The organism is Campylobacter sp. 2014D-0258, assembly GCF_008000495.1.
In the GTDB taxonomy this organism is placed as follows: Bacteria; Campylobacterota; Campylobacteria; order Campylobacterales; family Campylobacteraceae; genus Campylobacter_D; species Campylobacter_D jejuni.
The window spans coordinates 114131-139115 of record NZ_VOAR01000015.1 but is presented as its reverse complement, the minus strand read 5'-3'; the positions used below and the strand labels follow the sequence as shown (position 1 = coordinate 139115).

General features: G+C 30.6%; 18 protein-coding genes, 7 tRNA genes and 1 pseudogene. 23 read left to right on the top strand and 3 right to left on the bottom strand.

Going from position 1 to position 24985, the window contains the following annotated elements:
* Positions 1–8: 8 nt before the first annotated feature.
* The 8 genes from purL (at position 9) to SR62_RS02705 (ending at position 9461) form a co-directional block, all read left to right on the top strand.
* A complete protein-coding gene (gene purL, locus SR62_RS02740; RefSeq protein WP_002892958.1) occupies positions 9–2195 on the top strand; it encodes a phosphoribosylformylglycinamidine synthase subunit PurL in 2187 nt (728 codons plus the stop codon).
* The gene (locus SR62_RS02735) at positions 2192–2962 is read left to right on the top strand and encodes a DnaJ domain-containing protein (RefSeq protein ID WP_002892960.1); all 771 of its coding nucleotides are present in this window, start codon (positions 2192–2194) and stop codon (positions 2960–2962) included. Before purL ends, SR62_RS02735 begins: the two co-directional genes overlap by 4 nt.
* Positions 2963–2964: 2 nt before the next feature.
* Complete coding sequence (purH, locus tag SR62_RS02730; protein WP_002853339.1) at positions 2965–4497, top strand: bifunctional phosphoribosylaminoimidazolecarboxamide formyltransferase/IMP cyclohydrolase; 1533 nt, start codon at positions 2965–2967, stop codon at positions 4495–4497.
* A gap of 98 nt (positions 4498–4595) precedes the next feature.
* Entirely contained in the window at positions 4596–6188 is a 1593-nt protein-coding gene (locus SR62_RS02725; RefSeq protein ID WP_002877959.1) for a methyl-accepting chemotaxis protein, read from the top strand.
* A gap of 9 nt (positions 6189–6197) precedes the next feature.
* Positions 6198–6632: an META domain-containing protein gene (locus tag SR62_RS02720; protein ID WP_002866888.1), complete on the top strand. Its 435-nt coding sequence runs from the start codon at positions 6198–6200 to the stop codon at positions 6630–6632.
* Between the two features lie 98 nt (positions 6633–6730).
* Complete coding sequence (locus tag SR62_RS02715; RefSeq protein ID WP_070306333.1) at positions 6731–7708, top strand: agmatine deiminase family protein; 978 nt, start codon at positions 6731–6733, stop codon at positions 7706–7708.
* On the top strand, positions 7705–8592 hold the full coding sequence (locus tag SR62_RS02710; RefSeq protein WP_002853697.1) for a cation diffusion facilitator family transporter: 888 nt from the start codon (positions 7705–7707) through the stop codon (positions 8590–8592). Before SR62_RS02715 ends, SR62_RS02710 begins: the two co-directional genes overlap by 4 nt.
* On the top strand, positions 8589–9461 hold the full coding sequence (locus SR62_RS02705) for an N-carbamoylputrescine amidohydrolase (RefSeq protein WP_070306334.1): 873 nt from the start codon (positions 8589–8591) through the stop codon (positions 9459–9461). Before SR62_RS02710 ends, SR62_RS02705 begins: the two co-directional genes overlap by 4 nt.
* 11 nt (positions 9462–9472) lie before the next feature.
* Here the strand turns inward: SR62_RS02705 and SR62_RS02700 are convergent, their stop codons facing one another.
* Positions 9473–10819 (bottom strand): SH3 domain-containing C40 family peptidase, encoded by a 1347-nt coding sequence (locus SR62_RS02700; RefSeq protein ID WP_070306335.1) that lies wholly within the window; start codon positions 10817–10819, stop codon positions 9473–9475.
* 48 nt (positions 10820–10867) lie between these two features.
* Here SR62_RS02700 and pif1 point away from each other — a divergent pair, with 48 nt between their 5' ends.
* On the top strand, positions 10868–12211 hold the full coding sequence (gene pif1, locus SR62_RS02695; RefSeq protein ID WP_070296671.1) for an ATP-dependent DNA helicase Pif1: 1344 nt from the start codon (positions 10868–10870) through the stop codon (positions 12209–12211).
* 9 nt (positions 12212–12220) lie between these two features.
* Positions 12221–12955, top strand: a complete 735-nt coding sequence (locus tag SR62_RS02690; protein ID WP_002866881.1) for a hypothetical protein — start codon at positions 12221–12223, stop codon at positions 12953–12955.
* On the opposite strand, the gene lolA is transcribed toward SR62_RS02690, so the two are convergent.
* Positions 12952–13461, bottom strand: coding sequence for a LolA-like outer membrane lipoprotein chaperone (lolA, locus tag SR62_RS02685; RefSeq protein WP_002853302.1), 510 nt, complete (start codon positions 13459–13461; stop codon positions 12952–12954). The genes SR62_RS02690 and lolA overlap by 4 nt on opposite strands.
* Before the next feature lie 100 nt (positions 13462–13561).
* On the opposite strand from lolA, the gene secA reads away from it, so the two are divergent.
* From secA to SR62_RS02625, 12 genes are all read left to right on the top strand, one after another.
* Complete coding sequence (gene secA, locus SR62_RS02680; RefSeq protein ID WP_002892974.1) at positions 13562–16150, top strand: preprotein translocase subunit SecA; 2589 nt, start codon at positions 13562–13564, stop codon at positions 16148–16150.
* The gene (locus tag SR62_RS02675) at positions 16147–17352 is read left to right on the top strand and encodes an ABC transporter permease (protein WP_002892975.1); all 1206 of its coding nucleotides are present in this window, start codon (positions 16147–16149) and stop codon (positions 17350–17352) included. The genes secA and SR62_RS02675 overlap by 4 nt, the downstream gene beginning before the upstream one ends.
* Before the next feature lie 22 nt (positions 17353–17374).
* On the top strand, positions 17375–18160 hold the full coding sequence (locus tag SR62_RS02670; RefSeq protein WP_002892977.1) for an amino acid ABC transporter permease: 786 nt from the start codon (positions 17375–17377) through the stop codon (positions 18158–18160).
* A gap of 61 nt (positions 18161–18221) precedes the next feature.
* Positions 18222–18297: transfer RNA gene (locus SR62_RS02665), tRNA-Lys, on the top strand.
* A 7-nt stretch (positions 18298–18304) separates the two neighbouring features.
* Positions 18305–18380: transfer RNA gene (locus tag SR62_RS02660), tRNA-Val, on the top strand.
* 51 nt (positions 18381–18431) lie between these two features.
* Positions 18432–18508 (top strand) — tRNA-Asp (locus tag SR62_RS02655).
* Between the two features lie 4 nt (positions 18509–18512).
* Positions 18513–18588: transfer RNA gene (locus SR62_RS02650), tRNA-Lys, on the top strand.
* Positions 18589–18607: 19 nt separating this feature from the next.
* A tRNA-Arg gene (locus SR62_RS02645) sits at positions 18608–18683 on the top strand.
* 6 nt (positions 18684–18689) lie between these two features.
* A tRNA-Val gene (locus SR62_RS02640) sits at positions 18690–18765 on the top strand.
* Between the two features lie 51 nt (positions 18766–18816).
* A tRNA-Asp gene (locus tag SR62_RS02635) sits at positions 18817–18893 on the top strand.
* Between the two features lie 67 nt (positions 18894–18960).
* Positions 18961–19341: a hypothetical protein gene (locus SR62_RS02630; RefSeq protein WP_002893406.1), complete on the top strand. Its 381-nt coding sequence runs from the start codon at positions 18961–18963 to the stop codon at positions 19339–19341.
* Positions 19342–19385: 44 nt separating this feature from the next.
* Positions 19386–22904, top strand: coding sequence for an acyl-[ACP]--phospholipid O-acyltransferase (locus tag SR62_RS02625; protein WP_070306595.1), 3519 nt, complete (start codon positions 19386–19388; stop codon positions 22902–22904).
* Between the two features lie 2 nt (positions 22905–22906).
* Here SR62_RS02625 and SR62_RS02620 read toward each other — a convergent pair whose 3' ends face one another.
* Positions 22907–23818, bottom strand: coding sequence for an AEC family transporter (locus SR62_RS02620; RefSeq protein WP_002893409.1), 912 nt, complete (start codon positions 23816–23818; stop codon positions 22907–22909).
* A 531-nt stretch (positions 23819–24349) separates the two neighbouring features.
* Between SR62_RS02620 and traN the strand changes: the two are divergent.
* Positions 24350–24852: pseudogene (gene traN / locus SR62_RS09445) on the top strand (conjugal transfer protein TraN); the annotation flags it as partial.
* Between the last annotated feature and the right edge of the window lie 133 nt (positions 24853–24985).

Here is a 24985-nt window from a genome sequence, read left to right as displayed (position 1 = left end):
GGATAGAAATGGATAAAGAAACCATAAAAGCACACAAAATTAGCGATGAAGAATATGCACAAATTTTAGAAATTTTAGGACGTGAGCCAAATTTATTAGAGCTTGGGGTTATTTCTGCGATGTGGAGTGAGCATTGCTCTTATAAATCTAGTAAAAAATATCTTAATGGTTTTCCAACTAAAGCACCTTGGGTGATTCAAGGCCCAGGTGAAAACGCAGGGGTTATTGATATCGGGCAAGGTATGGCAGCAGTTTTTAAAGTAGAAAGTCACAATCACCCTAGCTTTATTGAACCTTTTGCAGGTGCGGCTACAGGAGTAGGGGGAATTTTACGTGATGTTTTTACTATGGGTGCAAGAGTGGTTGCGGGACTAAATTCTTTAAAATTTGGCGATATTCATGATGAAAAATGCGGCAAACATCAAAAATACCTTGTTAAAGGCGTGGTAAATGGAATTTCTCATTATGGAAATTGCATGGGTGTACCAACTATAGGCGGAGAATGTGCTTTTGATGAGTGTTTTAATGGAAATATCTTAGTTAATGCCTTTGCTTTAGGGATTTGTAAAAGTGAAGATATCTTTTATGCTAAGGCTGAAGGTGTAGGAAATCCTGTGATTTATGTGGGTTCAAAAACAGGGCGTGATGGACTAGGTGGGGCGGTTATGGCAAGTGATAGCTTTAATGAAGAAAGCAAATCCTTGCGTCCTACGGTGCAAATTGGCGATCCTTTCAGTGAAAAACTTCTTATGGAAGCTTGTTTAGAGCTTTTTAAAACTGATTATATTGTGGGTATTCAAGATATGGGTGCTGCAGGGCTTACTTCAAGTTCTTTTGAAATGGCAGGAAGAAGTGGCAGTGGCATGAAACTTTACTTAGATAAAACTCCTATGCGTGAAAGCGGTATGACTCCTTATGAGTTAATGCTTAGCGAGTCTCAAGAAAGAATGCTTATTTGTGCGAAAAAAGGCTATGAAGATAAGGTTATAGAAATTTTCAAAAAATGGGATTTAGATGCTGTGGTTATGGGTGAAGTTACCAATACAGGAAAAATGGAGCTTTTTTGGCATGATGAGCTTGTAGGACTTATTCCTATCGAGCCTTTAAGTGAAAAAGCGCCGATTTTAAGTCGCCTTACAAGCGAGCCAAAATATTTAAGTGAAATTAAAGACTATAAATTTGAGTTAAAATCAAGCGTTCAAGAGCTTTTTATACAAATGCTTCAAAATGAAAATATTAATAATAAAGCTTTTATTTATGATCAATTTGATTCAAGCGTGCAAACCAATACCATAAAAGCTGATGGAAAATTAGGTGCTAGTGTTATTCGTATCAAAGAAAATGGTGCAAGTGTGGCTATGGCTATAGAATGTAATTCACGCTTAAATTATGTAAATCCTAAAATAGGAGCAGCTTTAGCAGTAGCTTCTGCAGGAAGAAAGGTTGCTTGCACAGGAGCTAAGCCTTTGGCAATAAGTGATTGTTTAAATTATGGAAATCCGCAAAATCCTGAAGTGATGTGGCAATTCGCACAAGGTTGCGAAGGTATTAAAGAAGCTTGTAAAGAGTTAAATACCCCAGTAGTCAGTGGCAATGTTTCACTTTATAATGAGACTGAAGGCGTAAGTATTTATCCAAGTCCTACTATAGTAAGCGTAGGGGTTTTAGAAGATGCAAATAAAACCTTAAAAGCTAGTTTTGAAAAAGAAAATTTAAGCGTTTATCTTTTGGGTGAAAGTTTAGGAGAATTTGGTGGATCTATGGTAATGAAAATCCAAGATAAAAAAGTATCAGGAAGTCTTAAAGAGCTTGATTATAAAGCTGAACTTGCACTTTGGGACTTGCTTTATAAAGCCAATCAAAATTCTTTACTTGAGTGTGCCAATAGCGTAGGAATAGGGGGTATTGCTATGACTTTGGCAAAAATGTTTGCTATTTCTAGTGTGGGTGCAAATTTAACGAGTGGTTTTGATGATGAAAAAATGATTTTTGATGAAAGTGCAAGTCGTGCTATAGTAGGGCTTAGTAAAGAAAATGAAGAAGCTTTTTTAAATTTAGCTAAAGAATTTGGAGTAAAAGCTTATAAATTAGGTGTGAGTACAAGCCAAAAACATTTTAAACTTGATAGCATTGAGTTAAGCAAGGCTGAACTTGATAAGCTTTATTTTGAAAGTTTTAAAGAGCAAATCCAATGACTTTAGTTTTAATTATACTCGTTGTTTTGGTGTTTTACTGGTATTATAAAACTTGGGGAAAACAGGATTTTTTAAACTCAGCTACAAGAGGAGCTAAAGGCTTTGCTAAGGGTTTTGCTCGTGGGGTTATGGAAGAAAGAATGGATGAGTTTAAAAGGCGTATGAATTACTATGTTATCGCACTTTTGGCAAAAATTGCAAAAAGCGATGGCAGAGTAAGTGAAAATGAAGCTGAAATGATCAAAGATCTTTTAGATGCAAATGCCAAAGATGAAAAAGAAAGAGCTTTTTTAAAAGCAAGTTTTAACGAACATAAAGAAAATTTAAGCGATGCTTTTTATGTGGCAAAAGATTTTTTAAAAGAAGTGCCTTTACCTAAAAATGAGCGTTTTAATGTCTTGCGTGTGCTTGTTTTTATGGCTTTAATCGATGCAGATTTTAATGCTAAAAAGCGTGAAATTTTAGAGCAAATCGCTAAAGCCTTTGATATAGCAAAAAGCGAATTAGATGCTTTTATTGCAAGTCTTTCAAATTTAAAAAGTTCTAAAAAAGAATTAAGTCTTGATGAAGCTTTTGCTATTTTAGAACTTCCAAATAATGCGGATTTAAATGCGGTAAAAAAACAATACCGCAATTTAGCAAAAAAATACCATCCTGATATTTTAAATGCAAACAATGTTAGCGAAGAAGAGCTTAAAATCGGCGTAGAGAAATTTCAAAAAATCAACGAAGCTTATGAAAAAGTTAAAAAACATTTAGAAAGGTAAAAATGAGAGCATTACTTAGTGTGAGTGATAAAGAAGGCATAGTAGAATTTGGCAAAGAGCTTGAAAATTTAGGTTTTGAGATTCTTTCAACTGGGGGGACTTTTAAGCTTTTAAAAGAAAATGGAATAAAAGTTATAGAAGTGAGTGATTTTACAAAGAGTCCTGAGCTTTTTGAAGGGCGTGTGAAGACTTTGCACCCTAAGATTCACGGTGGGATTTTGCATAAAAGAAGCGATGAAAATCATATCAAACAAGCAAAAGAAAATGAAATTTTAGGCATTGATCTAGTTTGTGTAAATTTATATCCTTTTAAAAAAACTACCATTATGAGCGATGATTTTGATGAAATTATAGAAAATATCGACATAGGCGGACCTGCGATGATAAGAAGTGCAGCAAAGAACTATAAAGATGTGATGGTGCTTTGCGATCCACTTGATTATGAAAAAGTGATTGAGACTTTAAAAAAAGGTCAAAATGATGAGAATTTTCGTTTAAATTTGATGATAAAAGCTTATGAGCATACAGCAAATTACGATGCTTATATTGCAAATTATATGAATGAACGCTTTAACGGAGGTTTTGGAGCGAGTAAATTTATAGTAGGACAAAAAGTATTTGATACAAAATATGGAGAAAATCCACACCAAAAAGGGGCTTTATACGAGTTTGATGCCTTTTTTAGCGCAAATTTCAAAGCCCTTAAAGGCGAAGCAAGTTTTAACAATCTAACCGATATTAACGCAGCTTTAAATTTAGCTAGTAGTTTCGATAAAGCTCCAGCTATTGCTATAGTAAAACATGGAAATCCTTGCGGTTTTGCTATAAAAGAAAATTTAGTACAAAGCTATATACATGCTTTAAAATGCGATAGCGTCAGTGCTTATGGAGGAGTGGTTGCAATCAATGGAACTCTTGATGAGGCTTTAGCAAATAAAATCAATGAAATTTATGTAGAAGTAATCATTGCAGCCAATGTAGATGAAAAAGCTTTAGCCGTGTTTGAAGGTAAAAAACGCATTAAAATTTTCACTCAAGAAAGTCCGTTTTTAATCCGCAGTTTTGATAAATATGATTTTAAACATATTGATGGGGGTTTTGTATATCAAAACAGCGATGAAGTAGGCGAAGATGAGCTTAAAAATGCAAAGCTTATGAGTCAAAGAGAGGCAAGTAAGGAAGAATTAAAAGATCTTGAAATCGCTATGAAAATAGCAGCATTTACCAAATCAAACAATGTTGTTTATGTAAAAAATGGCGCTATGGTGGCTATAGGTATGGGTATGACAAGTAGAATCGATGCAGCAAAGGCAGCAATCGCTAAAGCTAAAGAAATGGGACTTGATTTGCAAGGTTGCGTTTTAGCAAGTGAAGCCTTTTTTCCTTTTAGAGATAGCATAGATGAAGCAAGTAAAGTAGGGGTTAAAGCTATAGTAGAACCAGGCGGAAGTATAAGAGATGATGAAGTGGTAAAGGCGGCTGATGAGTATGGTATGGCGCTTTATTTTACAGGAGTAAGACATTTTTTACATTAAGTTTAATGGAATGTTATGTTTTTTACACATAATTCAATAAAAATTAAATAAATTATGTGTAAAATATTTCCGAAAAATTTTATTTTTAGGAAACTATGATGTTTAAAACTATAGGATTTAAGGTTTCTGCTGCAATTTTTGTGGTGTTGCTTATAAGTTTTATTGTAATGCAAGTGATTTTAAATTTGGACTTTAAAAATACTGCCAATAAAATGAGCAGGGCAAATTTAGATACCGTAAGTACTTCTGTTTTTCAAACAATGAGAATGGCTATGAATTTAGGAGATCCTGAAAAAATTAAAGAAGCCATTGAAGATGCAAAAAGTATAGAGGGTATTAGTGATATTAAAATTTATCCTTCAAAAGATACTATAGATCTTTTTGAGATGAAAGCCCCTCAAATTTCAAATGATAAGCGTATTATAGAACAATTTTCAAATCCTAAAATTCAAGCTTTAGAAGAAAATGTAAATGGTGTTGTGCATTTAAGATTGATACGCCCTTTGATTGCAGATGAAAGTTGTGTTGCTTGTCATGCAAATGCTAATGTAGGGAGTGTGATAGGGGTTATGGATATATCGCATTCTTTAGAAGGTGTTCAAAAAGATATAAGTAAAACCAGTCAATCTTATATTATAATATTTACTATTGCTTTGATTTTTACCCTTTGTGTGGTTCTTTTAATGCTTAAAGTTGTCGTTGGAAAGCCTGTTTTAGAGCTTTTAAATCATGCTAAAGAATTAGCTCAAGGAAGCGGCAATTTAAAAGCTCGTATTTCAGTTAAAGGTCAAGATGAAATTGCTTTAGCTTGTGGATATATCAATCAATTTATCGAAAAAACTCACAAGGCGGTTAGCGGTGCAAGTCATAATTCAAAAAATGTAGAAAAACAAAGCAATCTTTTAAATTCAAATGCTATTTCTTTAAGTGATATCAGTTCACAAAGTCATAAGCAAATAGATCAAAGTTTTAAACTTGGTGCAAATGTTGGCAATGAACTTGGAGAACTTGCTAGTTTGTCAAATAAGGCAAATAGTGCCAATGAAAAATCCTTTTTATTATTAGAACAAATGCTTAAATCTTTGTTTAATGTTGCTAATAAAGTATCAACAGTATCCCAAAATGAAAATGAATTGGCTAAAAAAGTTGAAAACATGGTCAATCAAGCAGGTAATATACAAAAAGCAACTCAAATGATGGATGAGATCGCAGATAAAACCAATTTACTATCCCTAAATGCTGGCATAGAAGCAGCTAGGGCTGGTGCCTTTGGACGAGGTTTTTCTGTAATTGCTGAGGATGTTAGGCAGTTGGCTCAGAACAGTGAAGAATTTTTGGGAAATGTAGCTCAAATTACAAAAGAGCTTTTGCAAAGTATTAATGAGGTTAGCGCAGAATTAAAGAAAAATGCTCAAAGTGTACAAGCTTTAAATGATGACACCGCTTTATTGGTTGATGATGCTAATGAGGTTAAATTATGTAACGAAGATGCTAGGGCTTTGGTAACTCAATGTACTGAAAAAATAAAAATTTCCCAAGAGAATATACAAAATTTACTTTCTCGTATGCAAGAAAATGTTGAAGTAAGTGAAAAGAATGAAGAAATTTCTAAAATTCTGCTTCAAGTTGCAGATGAGTTAAAAATAGTGTGTCATAATCTCGAAAGCGAACTTAACCAATTTCAAATTTAAAGGAATAAAATGAAAAAAACGCTTCAAATTGCTTTAGCTGCAGCTTTTTTTGCAGGTTGTGCTAGTACTTCTGTTACTTCATCTACTTCTAAAGGTAATAATGAACTTGTGCAAAATCAGCTTTTCAAAATAGAAAAAATTATAGTTAATGGTAAAACTTTTGATCCAAAAAACGCAGAGGAAAGTCCAAATATCAGTTTTGAAAATAATAAATTTTATGGTTATTCAGGATGCAATCGTTTTTTTGGTTCTTACCAAACTAAGGCGGATACTTTACAAATCGAAGGTGATCGCGTAGCTTCAACTCAAATGCTTTGTCACCCAATGGATGTAATGGATTTTGAAAATTCTTTCCTTTCAAATTTCAAAGGAACTTTTAAAATTTCAAATGAAAATGGAAAACTTGTTTTAAGCAATGATGAAATGAAAATCTTTTTTAAATAATACCCTAAAGCCTCGAAATATCGAGGTAATCTTCTTAAATTTGACAAAAGTCTAAAAAATGATACAATTATAATTTTATTATCAAAAAAGGTAGTTAAATGATAAAATCAATTCCTGAATGGAGTGAGCAAGAATACCTCATGCTTTCTTTACCCCATGAAAAAAGCGATTGGAATCCCTATTTAGAGGAAATTTTGCAAAGTTATAAAGAATTTGTAAAAGCAGTGAGTGAATTTCAAAAAGTTTTACTTATAGCTCCTAAACAGAGTGATTTTGAAAATTTTAAAGATATAAAAAATATAGAGTATTTTAAATGTGATACCAATGATACTTGGATACGTGATTTTGGAGCTATAGATATAGTGGAAAATGGTCGTTTAAAGGCTCTTGATTTTACTTTTAATGCTTGGGGAAATAAATTTCAAAGCGAGCTTGATAATGCTGTAAATTCTAAGCTTTTTAAAGAAAAATTTAAAGAGGATCTTAAAAAGGTTGATTTTATTTTAGAAGGAGGAAGTATTGACTTTAATGGAGATGGCGTGATGCTTACAAGCTCTCATTGTCTTTTAAATGAAAATAGAAATTCTCATCTAAACAAAACCCAAATTGATATAAAATTAAAAGAAATTTTTGGTTTAAAACAAATTATTTGGCTAGAAAATGGTTTTATAAAAGGTGATGATACAGATCATCATATCGATACCTTAGCAAGATTTATAGATAAAAATACCATAGCGCATTGTATTTGTGAAGATGAAGAGGATGAGCATTATTTGCCTTTGCAAAAAATGAAAGAAGAGCTTAAAAAAACAGGCTTTGATTTAATAGAACTTCCTATACCTAAGCCTTTATACTATGAAGGAAGAAGATTGGGTGCAACTTATGCGAATTTTGTTTTTATAAATAATGCTTTAATTGTGCCTTTTTACAAGGATAAAAATGATGAAATCATAGCTAAAAGACTTTCTAAAGCTTTACCTAATCATAAAATTATAGGAGTAGATGCAAGAGTGTTTTTACGACAAAACGGTTCTTTGCATTGTTCTTGTCAAAATCGTTTCAAAGGTTTAAGATGAGTTTGCAAAAAAAAGCAACTCTTGTAGCAAGTTTATGTGCTATTGTTTTAGCCTTGGTTAAATTTATAGTAGGCTTAACAAGTGGTTCTGTTGCAGTACTTTCAAGTGCGATTGATTCTTTAATGGATTTTGCTATTTCTGCTTTTAATTTTTTGGCTCTTAAAAAAAGCTCACAAAAGGCGAATGAAAATTATAATTTTGGTTTTTCTAAAATTGAAGCTTTAATGGGTTTGTTAGAAGGTGTTTTTATAGTTGGCGTGGGGATTTTTATTTTTTATGAGAGTATTTTAAAGATTTATTATAAAGAAGAAATTAAAGATTTAAATTCAAGCATCTATGTGATGATTTTTGCTTTAATTATGACTTTTTTTCTTGTACTTTTTTTAAATTATGTAGCTAAAAAAACCAAAAGTTTGATTATAGAAAGTGATGCTTTGCATTACAAAACAGATTGCTTAACCAATGCTTGTACTTTAGGAGCTTTGGTTTTGATTTATTTTACAAATTTACATATTATTGATGCTATTTTTGGGATAGTGATCAGTCTTTATACGGCGTTTTCTGCTTTTAAAATCATTAAAAAAGCTTTGGCTTTTTTAATGGATGAGGCTTTACCTAAGGAACAAGTGGATAAAATTTGTACTTTGATTTCTAATAATCCTGAAATAATTTCCTATCATGAATTAAAGACGCGTAAAACTCCAAGTTGTAATTATTTAAGCGTACATTTGGTTTTTTGCCCTATAATTTCGCTTTTAAATGCGCATAAAATTTCAGATGAAATAGAAGAAGGTGTGCGTAAGATGTTTGAAAATGAAAAATGGGATATACAAATTCATCTAGATCCTTATGATGATGCAGAACAAGAAAGGCAAAGACAATGAAAATTGCTTTAATACAACAAAAATTTCATTCAAATAAAGAACAAACTATAAAAAAAACTTGCGAATTTATAGAAGAAGCCTCTAAACAAGGAGCTGAGCTTGTTTGTTTGGGAGAACTTCATCAAAGTGAGTATTTTTGTCAAAGTGAAAATGTGGATTTTTTTGATTATGCTAATGATTATGAAAAAGATGTGAAATTTTGGGCAAATATAGCTAGAAAAAATCAAATAGTGCTTATTACTTCATTATTTGAAAAACGAAGTGCCGGACTTTATCATAATACTGCAGTGGTTTTTGAAAAAGATGGTTCTATAGCAGGCAAATATCGCAAAATGCACATACCTGATGATCCTTGTTTTTATGAAAAATTTTATTTTACTCCTGGAGATTTGGGTTTTGAACCTATAAATACAAGTTTAGGTAAGCTTGGAGTGCTTATTTGTTGGGATCAGTGGTATCCTGAAGCAGCAAGAATTATGGCTTTAAAAGGAGCTGAGATTCTTATTTATTCCACGGCAATTGGTTGGTTTGATAAGGATAAAGATGAAGAAAAACAAAGACAGCTCAATGCTTGGCTTGGCGTACAAAAAGGACATGCTATAGCTAATGGCTTATATGTAGTAGCTATCAATAGAGTAGGTTTTGAAAAAGATGTAAGTGGGGTAGAAGAGGGCATTAGATTTTGGGGAAATTCTTTTGTTTTTGGCCCTCAAGGTGAAGAACTTTGTCTTTTAGATTCTCAAAACGAATGTGTAAAAATCATAGAAATAGATAAAAAAAGAAGTGAAAATGTACGTCGTTGGTGGCCTTTTTTGCGAGATAGACGCATAGAATATTTTGCAGATTTAACTAAAAGATTTATTGATTAAATCAATAAATCTTACTTGTTTTGTATATTTTCAAGATAGCTTTTTATTTGCTCTTTTTCTTGTTCGTTTAAATTTATAAAACTTATTTCTTTAAGTCTTGATAAAAGCAAATTATCTTCTAAAATTTCATTTTTTCCTATTTCTAAAGAAGTGATGACACTAGAACTTATGAGAAGTCTTTGGGTTGCATCTTTTCTTAAGCCCCATATATTATGTATGGCAATATTATTATCTGTAATTTGTCCTGTATAAAGCATAATATGTCCAGGTAAATAAAGTAAACTAAGATAAGCTTTCCCAAAGCGGTTTAAAAAATCTTTTTTTTGAGAATTACTAAGAGTGCTTATATCAAAATGATTAAAAGAATTTTTTTGTGCAGCTGAATTTCTTGGTAGATAAAGTCCAAAAGCTGAAAAGATATCACGAGTTAGTAAAGAACAATCTCTTTCAAAATTATAACCGCCCCAGCCATAAGGCAAATTTAAAACTTGTGAAAGTTGATTTTTTAAATTTTTATCATTGAATTGTAAAGGAAATTTAGATACATCTTTTTTAGAAATTTTATATTTTTTAGAACCTATTTTTCCATAAAAATAGTTTTTATCTTCTTTGTAGTAAGGATAAATAGCGCCAATTCTACTTTCAAAGAAAAATTTACCATCCTCGCTATAGATAGGAAATTTTTCTTTTAGTGGTGTGATAAAGTTGAGATTTTCATAGATTTTCGCTCTATCGTTTGAGAAAAATTCCAAATTTTTACTTTCAACAAATCCAAATCCAGCTTCACCTAAAACAAAAGCATAACGCTTATCTTTGCTAAAATGTGAAATTAAGACAGGGGTTCCAGTATTTAAAATGCCATCGCTTGCATAGTCAAAAGGAATTCCTTCATTTTCAAAAAAAGGATTTTTTAAGATAGCTCTTTGGGTTGGAAGATTTTTAATGATTGTATTTTGGATAATTAAAGCTTTTTGATTAAGTTTGCCAAATTCTTGGATATTTGCGTTATTTGTAGCGTTTTTAAACCATGAAAGTGGAATAATTTGTTTATTGAAAAAATAATAAGTATTTTTTGAATTTAAATATAAGGGAAAGGACCAAAAAATATTTTGTCCTTTGTAATTTTTAAACGAATCATGCCAAGGGTTAAAGAAATATTTTTTATATCGTTTTGCATCAAAATTAATATCGTAAGCAAATTGTGGCAAAATGCTTACATTTTGTTCGTATTCAAGTTTTGCATAATGTTGATTTTCATTTTTTTGTTCTAAATTTTCATGATGAAGTGAAGTTAAATTTTTTGTTGAACAAGCTGTTAAAAATAGCACTATAAAAGTAAAATATAAACAAGATTTCATAATCAACCTTTTAGAAAAAATAGTTATAATTAAAGCCAAGGAAATATAATGCTTGATAAACTAGAAAAAATTTTAGCTTATGATAATGTTTTTTTAAGTGGTGGTGCTGGAGTTGGTAAAAGCTTTTTGACAAATGAGCTTATCAAATCTTATAGAAAACAAAAAAAATTAGCCATAGCTCTTGGTTCTAGTGCTCTATCGGCGTTTAATATAGGCGGTGTTACCTTACACAGCTTTTTTTGTTTAGGGTATTGTGATGATATGATGAAATTAAGCGCATTGGATCGCAATCAAAAACAAAAAGAAAAATTAACAAAACTTAAAGAGCTTTTAAAAACGATTGAGCTTATTATTATCGATGAAATTTCCATGGTTAGTGCAAATGTTTTTGAAATGATAGGCTTTAGACTTAAAAATTCTCAATTTAATGGAAAAATTTTAGTTGTTGGAGATTTTTTTCAATTGCCTCCCGTAATTAAAGAAAAAAAAGAAACTTTATTTAACCATTCTTATTATGCTTTTTCTTCATTTTTTTGGCAAGATTTAAATTTTAAGAATATTAAACTTTCTCAACCTAAAAGAACGCAAAATATGGAATTTTATAACCATTTATCTTTGATTAGACAAGGTTTTTTAGATGAAAAAATTTTAAGCTTTTTTGAATCTTTGCGAATTGATTATAAAGAATTGGAAAATTTAGAAGATGATTATACTTTACTTTGTGGTATCAATAAAAAAGTAAACAATATTAATCAAGAAAAATTAAGCAAACTTGAGACCCCACTTGTATGCTTTAAAGCTCAGGTTAAAAAAGAAGATAAGAGAATAAAAGATGAAGAACTTGATTCTTGGGTTGGAAGCTTAAATATATTGGAAGAATTAAATATTAAAATAGGCGCTCGTATTATTTTTTGTGTAAATAATTGGGATAAGAATTATTATAATGGAGAGCAAGGCATTATAGAAGATATTCTTTATGAAGAGGAGAAAATTTATATTAGCATTATTAAAAATAATGGGATGAAAATTTTACTTGAACCTTATACTTTTTTCATGGAAGAACTTGAGCAATCAGGTAAAGATTTTGTTGTTAATATTCTCGCAAGTGTTACACAGTTTCCTATTAAATTAGCTTATGCTATTACTATACACAAATCACAAGGTATGAGTATTGAAAAATTAGTGTGTGATATTGATCATATTTTTGAAAATGGACAGCTTTATGTCGCTCTTTCTCGTGCTACAAATCCAAATACTTTAAAAATTTATTCTACAAAAAAGATAAATTTTGGATTTTATTTTGCTAATATTTTAAAAATAGATTCTAATGTGATCGAATTTTATAAAAAACATAATTTTTTAGATCTTGAAATACAAGAACAAATCATTTAAAGGCATTAAATGAAAAAAATATTTTTAAGTGTTTTTTTGGCTTTGAGTTTAAATGCTCAAAATCTTGAAATAGATAAAATAAGAACAGATTTGTATTCTAAAAGTGGGGCAAATGTTCTTAAAAAAGTTGAAATTTCTTTGGAATTTGATGGGAATAATTTAAAAGAAAATGAAAATAAGTTGATTGATGCTGTAAATACAGTAATTTCAGGGTTTTTTTACGAAGATATTTTTACAGAAATTGGAAAAAATAATTTTAAAAAAACTTTAGAAAAATTTTTAGATAAGAAGTATAAGATTAAATTAGATGATATATATATCATATCTTTAAGCGGAGTGGAAAAATTTGATTTAGAGGAGTTTAAACGCTTTTTAGAAAGCACTGAGGCTAAAGAGAAAGGTATGGGCAGTGAGGTAAAAAAAGCACTTGAAAACTTAGAAGTTCCTAAAACTCAAGTTCCTGGTGTTGAAAAGATCCCAACTCCTAGTGTTCCAAATTTAGAAGCCAAGCAAGTTGAACAGCTTTTCAAAGATTCAGATGAAGAAAATAAAAATGACAATGGAGAAATCAATATAGATAATTTAAATACACCTAAAATGACTCCAGATATAGAAGAAAAAATTAAAAGAGATTTAATCGCCAATCCTCCACAAATATTCAAAGAAAATAATGCAAGCAAGCCTTATCATTTGCCACAAACAGGCTATGATATAAAGCTTGATGAAAATTCAACGCAAAATTAGCGAACTATATCATAATTTTGCGGAATTTTTGCCTTAAAAACATCGGAATTAATTTTTGGATTTTTAATTTGATTGTTTAGATTGATTATAACATCATTTTCAAATTCATCTTTATAGGATATGCTTTGAATTTGCTCTTGATTAAGCTTAATTGTATAGTTTATATTATCATATTTTGCTACAAGTTTATCTTTGTCTATAAGACTTGCTTTTTTGAAAATTTCATTAAGATTTGGAATGTTATCAAGATGAGAGAAAATGACTTGTTCTAGATCGTGCTCTACTATGGTTACTTGATTTTTGTTGATATAAATCTCTTTTTTACTAGGAGTATCATAACTCCAATATGCTTGATCTTTGCTCAGTATAAAATGCCCAGAATAAGAAAGTGTAGAGTTTTTGGATTTCACTATTTGGGTAAAATTGCTTGAAAAGGTATTAAAATTAAGATCAAGGGCAAAAAGTTGTCCTATAAAAATAAAAAATATCAAGAATGTTTTTTTCATTTATTTTCCTTAAAAAAATTATATTTTTTATATCATTCTAGCTAATTTTAATTAAATAATCGTTATAATAATAGTTTGAAAAATTTATAAAGGTTTAAAAATGTTTTTAAATACCTTAAAAGCCGTTTTTGGAACAAAAAATGATCGTGAAGTTAAAAAATACTTTAAGCGTGTAGCACAAATCAATGCTTTAGAAGGCAAATATCAAAATTTAAGCGATGATGAATTAAAAGCCGAATTTGCAAAATTTAAAGAGCAAATTTTAAGCGGAGAAAAAAACGAAAATGATATCTTAAATGATGTTTTTGCTATAGTCAGAGAGACAGGTAAGAGAACTTTAAATATGCGTCATTTTGATGTGCAGTTAATCGGTGGTATGGTTTTGCACGACGGAAAAATCGCAGAAATGAAAACAGGGGAGGGTAAAACTCTTGTAGCGACCTTGCCTGTAGTTTTAAATGCTATGAGCGGAAAAGGCGTACATGTTGTTACGGTAAATGATTATTTAGCTAAAAGAGACGCTGAGCAAATGAGTGCGATTTATAACTTTTTAGGTTTTAGTGTAGGCGTGATTCTTTCTTCTCAAAACAGTGACATAGAGCACAAGCAAGCTTATGATTGCGATATTACTTATGGAACCAATAATGAGTTTGGTTTTGATTATTTGCGTGATAATATGAAATTTTCAAAAGCTGAAAAAGTTCAAAGAGAGCATAATTTTGTTATCGTAGATGAGGTAGATAGTATTTTAATTGATGAGGCAAGAACTCCGCTTATCATCAGCGGTCCTACAAATCGCACTTTAGATGGTTATATTAAAGCCAATGAAGTAGCTAAGCAAATGCAAAAAGGCGAAGCAGTTTTACCCCCTGCAAAACCTGAGGGTGATTTTGTAGTAGATGAGAAAAATCGTAATATTTTAATCACGGAAGCAGGTATTGCTAAGGCTGAAAAACTTTTTGGTGTAGAAAATTTATACAGTCTTGATAATGCTATCTTAGCACATCAGCTTGATCAAGCTTTAAAGGCACATAATCTTTTTGAAAAAGATGTGCATTATGTTTTAAGAAATAATGAAGTTATCATTGTTGATGAATTTACAGGGCGTTTAAGTGAAGGGCGTCGTTTTAGCGAAGGATTGCATCAAGCTTTAGAAGCCAAAGAAAATGTAAAAATTCAAGAAGAAAGCCAAACTCTAGCAGATATTACTTTTCAAAATTATTTTAGAATGTACAATAAACTTGCAGGTATGACAGGAACTGCACAAACAGAAGCGACTGAATTTTCTCAAATTTATAGTTTAGATGTTATTTCTATACCAACAAATATTCCTATTAAAAGACAAGATAAAGATGATCTTATCTATAAAACTCAAAATGAAAAATTTAAAGCCGTAATCGAAGAGATTAAAAAAGCTAATGCCAAAGGTCAGCCTGTACTTGTAGGAACCGCAAGTATAGAACGCAGTGAAGTTTTTCACAATATGCTTGCAAAAGAGAAAATCCCTCATCATGTTTTAAATGCTAAAAATCACGAGCAAGAAGCTTTGATTATCCAAGATGCAGGTAAAAAAGGTGCTGTAACTATCGCTACAAATATGGCAGGTCGTGGTGTGGATATAAAAATCGATGATGAGATTAGGGCTTTGGGTGGTCTTTATATTATCGGTACAGAAAGACACGAAAGCCGCCGTATTGATAATCAACTTCGTGGTCGTGCGGGAAGACAAGGCGATCCTGGAATAAGTCGTTTTTATCTAAGTTTAGAAGATAATCTTTTAAGAATTTTTGGCGGAGATCGTATCAAAAGTATCATGGATCGCTTAGGCATAGAAGAGGGCGAAAGCATAGAGTCAAGAATCGTTACAAGAGCGGTTGAAAATGCGCAAAAAAAAGTAGAAAGCTTACATTTTGAAAGTAGAAAGCATTTGTTAGAATACGATGATGTAGCAAATGAACAAAGAAAAACTATTTATCGTTATCGCAATGAGCTTTTAGATGAAAACTATGATATTAGAGCTAAAATTTCTCAAAATATCGCTGAATATAGTGCAAATGTAATGAATGATTATATACTTGATGAAAGCGGTTCTAATGTAAATTTTGAAAATTTGAAAGCAAAAATTTTATATGAATGTTCAACTCAGATTAGTGAAAAAGATTTTGAGAATTTAAGCGTCATTGAAATGCAAGATAAGCTAAGTCAAATTCTTGAAAATTCTTATAACGAAAAGATGTCAAGACTTGAGATTAAAGAATTGCGTAATATAGAGCGTATTTTATATTTGCAAGTTTTGGATAATGCTTGGAGAGAGCATTTGTATCAAATGGATATTTTAAAAACAGGAATAGGGCTTCGTGGATACAATCAAAAAGATCCTCTTGTGGAATATAAGAAAGAAAGTTATAATCTTTTCTTGGAGTTGGTTAATCGTATTAAATTTGATAGTATTAAACTACTTTTTAGCGTGCAATTTAATCAAGAAGAGGTACAAAATTTAGAAAATAAAGCCAATGAAGAAAATGAAAAGCTGCTTCAAAGCTCAGTAGAAATGGGCGCAAGCGAAGATAATCTTGGCGAAGCTGAGTTTAAAAAAGTTCCACGCAATGCTCCTTGTCCTTGCGGAAGTGGAAAAAAATTTAAAGAATGCCATGGAAAAAGTGGTCCTAAGCAAGGAATTTTAGCTTGAATAAAAGCGTTTTAAAATATTTACTTTTTAAATATTTAAGATTTGATAAAGAACAACCCTTTATCAATCTTTCTATGCTTTTGGCCTTTTTAGGAGTTTGTGTAGGACTTTGCGTTTTGCTTGTAGCTATGGCAATTATGAATGGTTTTGATAAAGAATTTGAAAAACGCTTTTTTGTGATGAATTATCCTATTACTATTTTGCCTAAATTTTACGCTCCTGTAAATGATGAATTTATAGATGAGTTAAGAAAAACATTTCCAAATTTGTTATTTAGCCCTTATATAAGCACTCAAGTTGTTGTAAAGGGAGATAATCGTTTTGAAGGTGGTGTGCTTTTTGGCGTTAATTTTAATGATGAAAAAAAAATAAACGAAGTGGTTGCTAAAGCTTTAAAGGATGAGAATTTAAGTGGTTTTGATATACTTGTAGGATCAGCACTTACTGATGAATTTGGTTTGCATAAAAATGACAAACTATCACTTATTTTTTCAAATCTTAATCCTAGTGGATTTTCTTTAGTACCACAAACTAAACGTTTTGATGTTAAAGCGCGTTTTACTTCAGGGCTTGCATTTTATGATAAGGCTTATATGTATACAGATGTTGATGCATTGAAGAAAGTACTTGGAATGCCTAAAAATCCAAATTATGATGGAATTCATGTATATAGCGATAATGCTTTTAAGGATGTTGAAAAAATTAAATCTTATTTAAAAGATGATTATGCTGTAGTAGGTTGGTGGGAACAAAATAAAAATTTCTTTTCAGCTTTAGAGCTTGAGAAAAGAGCGCTTTTTATAGTGTTGATGCTTATTATTTTGGTTGCAAGTTTAAATATAGTAAGTTCTTTACTGATGATAGTGATGAATCGTCGCAGTGAAATAGCACTTTTACTTGCCCTAGGTGCAAGCAAAAATGAGGTAAAAAAGAGTTTTTTTGCCTTAGGTATGCTTATTGGTGGTGGCGGTATGATAGTGGGTGTGGTGCTTGCATTTTTTGCTTTATGGCTTTTAGGAAATTTTGATATTGTAACTTTACCTGCTGATGTTTATGGAACCAGTAAATTACCACTTGATTTGTCTTTAATGGATTTTTCTTTAACCATTGTGGGTGCTTTAATAATCATAGCTTTATCATCTTTTTATCCTGCAAAAAAAGCAACTCAAATTAATATTTTAGATACTTTAAGAAATGAATAAATTGTAATTTTGGAGATTTTTATTGTCTTTGTTTATTCAAAAAAATAAGAATTTTAAACCTTTAAAACCTCTATCAAAGTTAAAAATAATCACTAATTTAATTCTTTTGATTTTATTTTTAATATTGTTTTGTTATTGTAGTTTTAGTATAAGTGCTTATCATTTTGATTTTAGTGCAATTGCGACCTATAAAGAAAAATTTCTTCAAGGTTTTTTAAATACTTTAATAATCAGTTTTTTTTCTTTATTACTGAGTATAATTTTGGGTGGAGTTTTTTGTGCTTTTTCTTTAAGTTCAATTGTTTTTTTAAGATTTTTATCTACATTTTACATAGAGCTTATCAGAGGAACCCCTTTACTAGTGCAGGTATTATTGATATATTATATCATTGCAAATAATTTAGGACTTGATAATCGATATGTGGCTGGAGTTATTATTTTATCATGTTTTTCTGCTGCTTACTTAGCTGAAATATTTAGAGCTGGAATTTTAAGTATTTCTATATCTCAGCTTGAGAGCGCTAGGGCTTTAGGGTTAAAAGAGATGCAGGTTTTTGCGTATGTAATTTTTCCCCAAGCTTTAAAAAATATTTTAGCACCGCTGAGTGGACAATTTGCAAATTTAATTAAAGATAGTTCCTTATTAAGTGTTATTGCTGTAAATGAATTAACCCAAAGTGCACAAGAGATAAATTCTTATACTTTTGCTACTCTTGAAGCTTATGTAATTTTGGCTATTACATATCTTGTTTTGACTTTACCTATAAGTATATTTTCTCGTTATTTGGAGAGAAAATGCCAAAAATGATTTAAAAAAGCTTGACAAATAGAGCTAATTTTGGCATAATCACATTTTTATTTCAGAAAATGTCTCGTTAGCTCAGCCGGTAGAGCATCTCCCTTTTAAGGAGGGGGCCGTTGGTTCGAATCCAACACGGGACACCATTATAAAGGTCGCTTAGCTCAGTTGGTAGAGCGCCACCCTTACAAGGTGGATGTCATAAGTTCGAGTCTTATAGTGACCACCATTTTATAAAATCATAAATAGGTTTTATAATCTCTACTTCTTTACTTTGGATGCAGCGGTAGTTCAGCTGGTTAGAATGCCGCCCTGTCACGGCGGAGGTCGCGGGTTCGAGCCCCGTCCGCTGCGCCATCTTGTCTCGTTAGCTCAGCCGGTAGAGCATCTCCCTTTTAAGGAGGGGGCCGTTGGTTCGAATCCAACACGGGACACCATTTTTATTGTTAGGGTTATGACCCTTTCGTCTAGTGGCCCAGGACAACACTCTCTCTGTGTGGAAACAGAGGTTCAAATCCTCTAGGGGTCGCCAATCATAGGTCGCTTAGCTCAGTTGGTAGAGCGCCACCCTTACAAGGTGGATGTCATAAGTTCGAGTCTTATAGTGACCACCATTTTATAAAATCATAAATAGGTTTTATAATCTCTACTTCTTTACTTTGGATGCAGCGGTAGTTCAGCTGGTTAGAATGCCGCCCTGTCACGGCGGAGGTCGCGGGTTCGAGCCCCGTCCGCTGCGCCATCTTGCTTGGTAACAATTTTATAAGTATAATTTGCAAAATAATAAAAAATAGAGCTAAGGAAAAAAAATGCTTATTATTGGACATAAATTATTAAAAAATTTAGATTTTTCTTTTATTGAAAGTATTGAAGAAGTTAAAGATAGTAAAGTTTATTGTATTGTTTATGATGAAAAATTGATTTCTTATTTAAGTCAAAATGATTTTGAATTTGCTATTTTAGTTCAAAATAAAGACGAGATATTTTTAGCCAATGCTTTAGGAGCTAAGTTTTTGCTTTGTAATGATAAAAAACTTGCAAAATTTGCTAGCAAGGTTGCAGAATTTTATGTTTTTGATAGTAGGGTTTTAATGATTGTTGATAAATTAGAGAATTTTAAAAAATTTTATAAATTAAAAATCGATGGAATTATTTTAAAAGATAATATAGATAATTTTCCTAAAAACTGATAAATTCTTTCGTAAAATAAGTGCTAATTGACGAGGTTTAAATAATGCAAAAAAAATCTTTTTTGAAAATTTACGGATTAATTCCTTTTTTACTTATAGCATTCATCAATGCTTTTGTGGATTTGGGACATAAAATTATTATTCAAAATACTATTTATAAGGCCTATGAAGGAAGTGAGCAGTTATTTTTAAATGCTATAGTTAATGCTTTGATTTTACTTCCTTTTATTCTTATGCTTTCTCCTTCGGGTTTTTTAGCGGATAAATATCCAAAAAATATTGTAATGAAAATTTCAGCAATTTGTAATGTTATACTCACTTTAATAATTTGCATTTGTTACTATAGCGGTGCTTTTTGGATGGCTTTTATTTTTACTTTTATAATGGGAGCACAAGCAGCGATTTATTCACCAAGCAAATACGGTTTTATTAAAGAACTCGTAGGAAAAGACTTTCTTGCTATGGGTAATGGTGTAATTAATGCAGTAAGCATTATGGCAATCTTAGTAGGAATGGCTTTGTTTTCTTTAAGTTTTGAAAGTCTTTATAGTTCTGTATATAATCAAACAGATGAAATTTTAAAAGAAGTAGCGCCTTTAGGAATTGTGCTAATTTTATTTTCTTGTATCGAAGTATTTTTTGCGTGGCGTTTACCTAAGCTCAAACAAACAAATAAAGATTTAGTTTTTAATAAAAAAGACTATATCCGTGGAAAACTTCTAATAAATAATCTTAAGCTTGTTTTTAAAAATAAAACTATTTGGCTTTGCATAATAGGAATTTCATTTTTTTGGGCTATATCTCAACTTTATCTTGTCAGCTTTCCTGTCTTTGCCAAAAATGAACTTTTCATAGAAAATACTTTTTATGTGCAAATTTCACTCGCTTTTTCTGGTATAGGAGTGATTTTAGGCTCTTTAGTAGCTGGTAAATTTTCAAAAAATTATATAGAACTTGGACTTATTCCACTTGGTGCATTGGGTATGTTTTTAATGGCTTTTTTAATGCCTTATTTTGTAAGTTTATTAAGTTATAGTTTTTTATTTTTCTTTTTTGGATTTTGCGGAGCTCTTTTTATCATTCCTTTAAATACTTTAATCCAATTTCATGCCAAAGAAAATGAATTAGGACAAATTCTTGCAGGAAATAATTTTTTTCAAAATATTGCCATGTTAGGATTTTTACTCTTAGCAACTTTATTTGCCAAATTTGAAATCAATGTGGTTTATTTATTTTATTTTATTACTTTAGTAACCTTTATAGGAAGTTTTTATATACTTTTAAAACTTCCCTTTTCTTTAGTGCGTATACTTTTAAGCATAGCTTTTTTGCAACGATACCGCTTACTTGTAGAAGGTTTTGAAAATATACCAGAAAAAGGCGGAGCTTTACTTTTAGGTAATCATATTTCTTTTATTGATTGGGCTGTTGTGCAAATGGCAATTCCAAGAAAAATTTATTTTGTTATGGAAAGAAGTATTTATTCTAAATGGTATATTAAAATTTTTCTTGATAAATTTGGTATTATTCCTGTATCAAGTACAGGAAGTAAGACGAGTTTAGAACTGATAGCAAAGCATATCAAAGAAAGTAATTTAGTTTGTTTGTTTCCTGAAGGTACGCTTTCAAGACATGGACAATTAAATGAATTTAAAGCAGGATTTGAATTAGCTTGTGAATGCTTAAGCGAAGATGATGGAAAAATTATTCCTTTTTATATAAGAGGACTTTGGGGTAGCGCTTTTTCAAGAAGCGATGAAGAATTTTCAGCAAGAAACCGTACTTTAAATAAAAGAAAAATTGCTATAGCTTTTGGTAAAGCTATGTCTTTGCATTCTAAAAAAGATGAAGTTAAAGCTAAAGTTTTTGAACTTTCTTTTATGGCTTGGAAATCACAATGCGAAGCTATGCATACCATAGCAAGATCTTGGATAGATACAGCTAAAAAAAATCTAAATCAAATAGCTATTATTGATACGCTAGCTGGAGATATTTCTTATAGAAAAATGTTGACTCTTAGCTTATTTCTTAATTTTTTTATTAAAAGAAAATCCAAAGAATTAAACATTAACCCTCAGCGTGGAAGTTACGCTCCTAAAGAGGAGGCTATAGGAATTTTACTACCTGCTTCTTTTGCAAGTTCTTTAACCAATCTATCTGTTTTAATCGCAGAAAAAATTGCAGTAAATCTTAATTTTACTGCTGGAGAAAAAGCTCTAAAAGCAGCTATAAAAAATGCGCAAATTTCACAAATTTATACTTCTAAAACTTTTTTAGAAAAATTAGCAAATAAAGGTATAAACCTAAATTTCGATACAAATATACATTTAATTTATTTTGAAGATATTGTAGAAGATTTTAAAATGCAAAAAACTAAAATTTTTAGCATGATGTTAGCAGTTAGTATTATACCTAGTTTTATACTCAAAAGCATCTTCACTCCTTCAAAAAACAATCTTGCCATCGCAGCTATTTTATTTAGTAGCGGAAGTGAGGGTTCTCCAAAAGGTGTTATGCTCAATAACCGTAATATTTTAAGCAATATAGCACAAATTTCTGATGTACTTTGCACAAGAAACAATGATGTCATTCTCTCATCTTTACCACCTTTTCATGCTTTTGGACTTACCGTAACTACATTTTTGCCTTTGCTTGAAGGTATTAAAAGTATCACTTTTGCAGATCCAACTGATGCCTTAGGGGTTGCCAAAGCTGTTGCTAAAAATAATATCACTATTATGTGTGGAACTTCAACCTTTTTAGGAATTTATGCAAGAAATAAAAAACTTGATGCTTTAATGTTTGAAAGCTTAAGAATAGTTGTATCAGGTGCTGAAAAACTAAAAAATGAAGTAAGAACTGCTTTTGAAATGAAGTTTAAAAAAAGCATTTTTGAAGGTTATGGAGCTACGGAAACTACACCTGTAGCGAGTGTAAATTTACCAAATCGTTTTGATGCGGATTATTGGCTTATACATCGTGCCAATAAAGAAGGAAGTGTAGGAATGCCTCTGCCTGGAACTGCGGTACGTATTGTTGATCCAAATAATTATGAAAATTTAAAAACAAATGAAGATGGACTCATACTTATAGGCGGTCATCAAGTTATGGTAGGCTATCTTAATAACAAAGAAAAAACCGATGAAGTGATTAAAGAAATTGATGGCATAAGATGGTACAACACGGGAGATAAGGGACATTTGGATGAAGATGGTTTTTTATATATTGTCGATCGTTATTCTCGCTTTGCAAAAATTGGCGGAGAGATGATTTCTTTGGGTGCAATAGAAGAAGAAATTACCAAATTCATAGACACTGAAGTGGTTAAATTTTGTGCCACATCTTTAGAAGATGAGAAAAAAGGGGAACAAATTGTTTTACTTATAGAATGTAATAATGAAATTTTTGAAAGAGTATGTGAGGCTATAAAAAATTCTAATATACCTACACTTTTTAAACCTAAATATTATTTTCAAATAGAAAAAATTCCCCTCCTAGGTTCAGGAAAAGTTGATCTTAAGAAAGTTAAAGAATTAGCTAAAAATTTTAGCCATATAATTTGAGCTTATAATAAAGCCCAAATTAAAATTGGCATAGAAACAAAAGCAAAAAGAACTCCGAAGGCTACAGCACTTACGGCTAAATTGCTATCTAGTTTAGCTTTCATTACCATAGCTCCTGCTAAGGTCATAGTAGGAGCTGCACTTTCTATAATAGCAACGATGGTAGAATCTTTTAATTCTAAATTAAATATTTTTAAACAAAATACAAAAAATAAAGGAGCTAAAATCATTTTAGCAAAGATGACAACTATTGTAGGTTTGTAAGAGGTTTTAATTGCCATAAAACCAAGTCCTAAACCTATAGCAAAAAGTGCAACAGGGGTTGCAGAGGCGCCAAATAAACGAATAGGAGAGAAAATAAATTCAGGTAAAGTAATTAATTTGCACAAAAAACCAAAAAGCAAAGCTAAAAAAGGTGGAAAACTAAGAATTTTTTTAACATTGGCAAGTAAACTGACTTTTTCTCCATTTCCCAAAGAAAGTATAAAAGGTCCAAAAAGTGATATAGGTAAAGTTGTGGCTAAAGCATCGTAAAATATAACTTCAGCACTAAATTGTGGGTCATTAAATACACCAGCAACAATAGGCATACCCACAAATATAGTATTTCCAAAACAAGAAAGCAAAAACATACTGACTAAAGTTACTTTAGAAAAATGAAAAACTTTTCCAATAAGAATAGCAAAAAAAGCTGCCAATATACAGCTAAACAATCCAATAAAAATAAAAATAATCAATGAAAAATCAAAATTTAAATGATATGCTTTATCAAAAATCAAACAAGGTAAAGCAAAAATAATAGCAAAATCTAAAAAAGTCCTAGCTTGTTTTTGCTTTAAAACACCAATTCTTTTGGCAAAATATCCGCCTGCAAGTAAAATAAAAATTGTAAATAATGGTATAAAAACAAACATTGAATAATCCTTTTTAAGGGATGGTTTTTGAAAACGGATAGAATTATATTCTTTATAGTTAAAAAAAATCTTAATATTTTTTAAGTTTTTTAAAAAAACTAATATTTTTTATTTTTTGTAACTTTAAGAAATTGTAAGTTGAAATTTGATTTTAAATAGTTAGTATTTTAAGTTGAATGATTATAATTTTTAAATAATGGTGCGGTTTAATCTTAATTAAAATATTATATATTGTATTTAGAATGATATAAAAACAATAAGTTAATATAGCTTTTGTTTTTAATTTTTGAATATTTTTAAACTTATTTAGGCGGAGATCATCTACTTTAGTTATTTTTATTTTTAATATTCACGCAATAACACAGATTTATTTTGAAAGTTTATCTTATTGCTTTTCTTATTTTCACTGTGCATCATTTGAATTTGAAATTATTTTTTTCAATTTCTTTAAGGTTATATAGCGGTTTTTTCACATTTGCACTGATTTTGTATTTTTTAATAATAAGGTTTCAAATAGTTCAGTATCTATAAATATTCAATGGACAAGATAATCGTTGTAAAAATTGGGATATGTTTGGCGGTTTACTTGGTGGTGGATGTTGTGATAAGGATAATGTATTTTTAGGATTTGTACCTTGTAAAGAAGATGAGAAAAAGCTTGCTAAATTAAACGATGCAGGAAAATGTCATGAAGTAGGAACTTATTGTTCCAAAAAGGTTAGTTTAGGTTTTACTAAAATTTGCGTTGAAAAAAGAAAAGTTTTTGTTGCTTCAATTCTAAATTAGGAAGAATTTTCAATGAACAAGGACGCCCTCAGCTTGGAAAAGGGTGGAGTAGTGCGGAAGGTCCGCAATGCAAAGGCTTCACTCCTGAAGAATTTCAAAAATTAGATTTTAGCGAAATTGATTTAAGTGAATTCATTGCTGATATTGTAGGAAGTTTTGACACAGGAAAAATACAAGCTGATTCTGTGAAAATACAAGAAAAGATTCAAAACAATATCGAGAATGCAACGAAAAAACCTACAAATTAAAAAAGAAAATAAATTATTAGAAAGGAGAGAAGCTTAGTTAAAAGTTTGTTTGGTAAGCCACAAGGGAGTTTCGCCCCTTAAGAAAAGGGGCAAGGCTAATAAGCCTTGACAGTAATTATACAAATTAGTATAA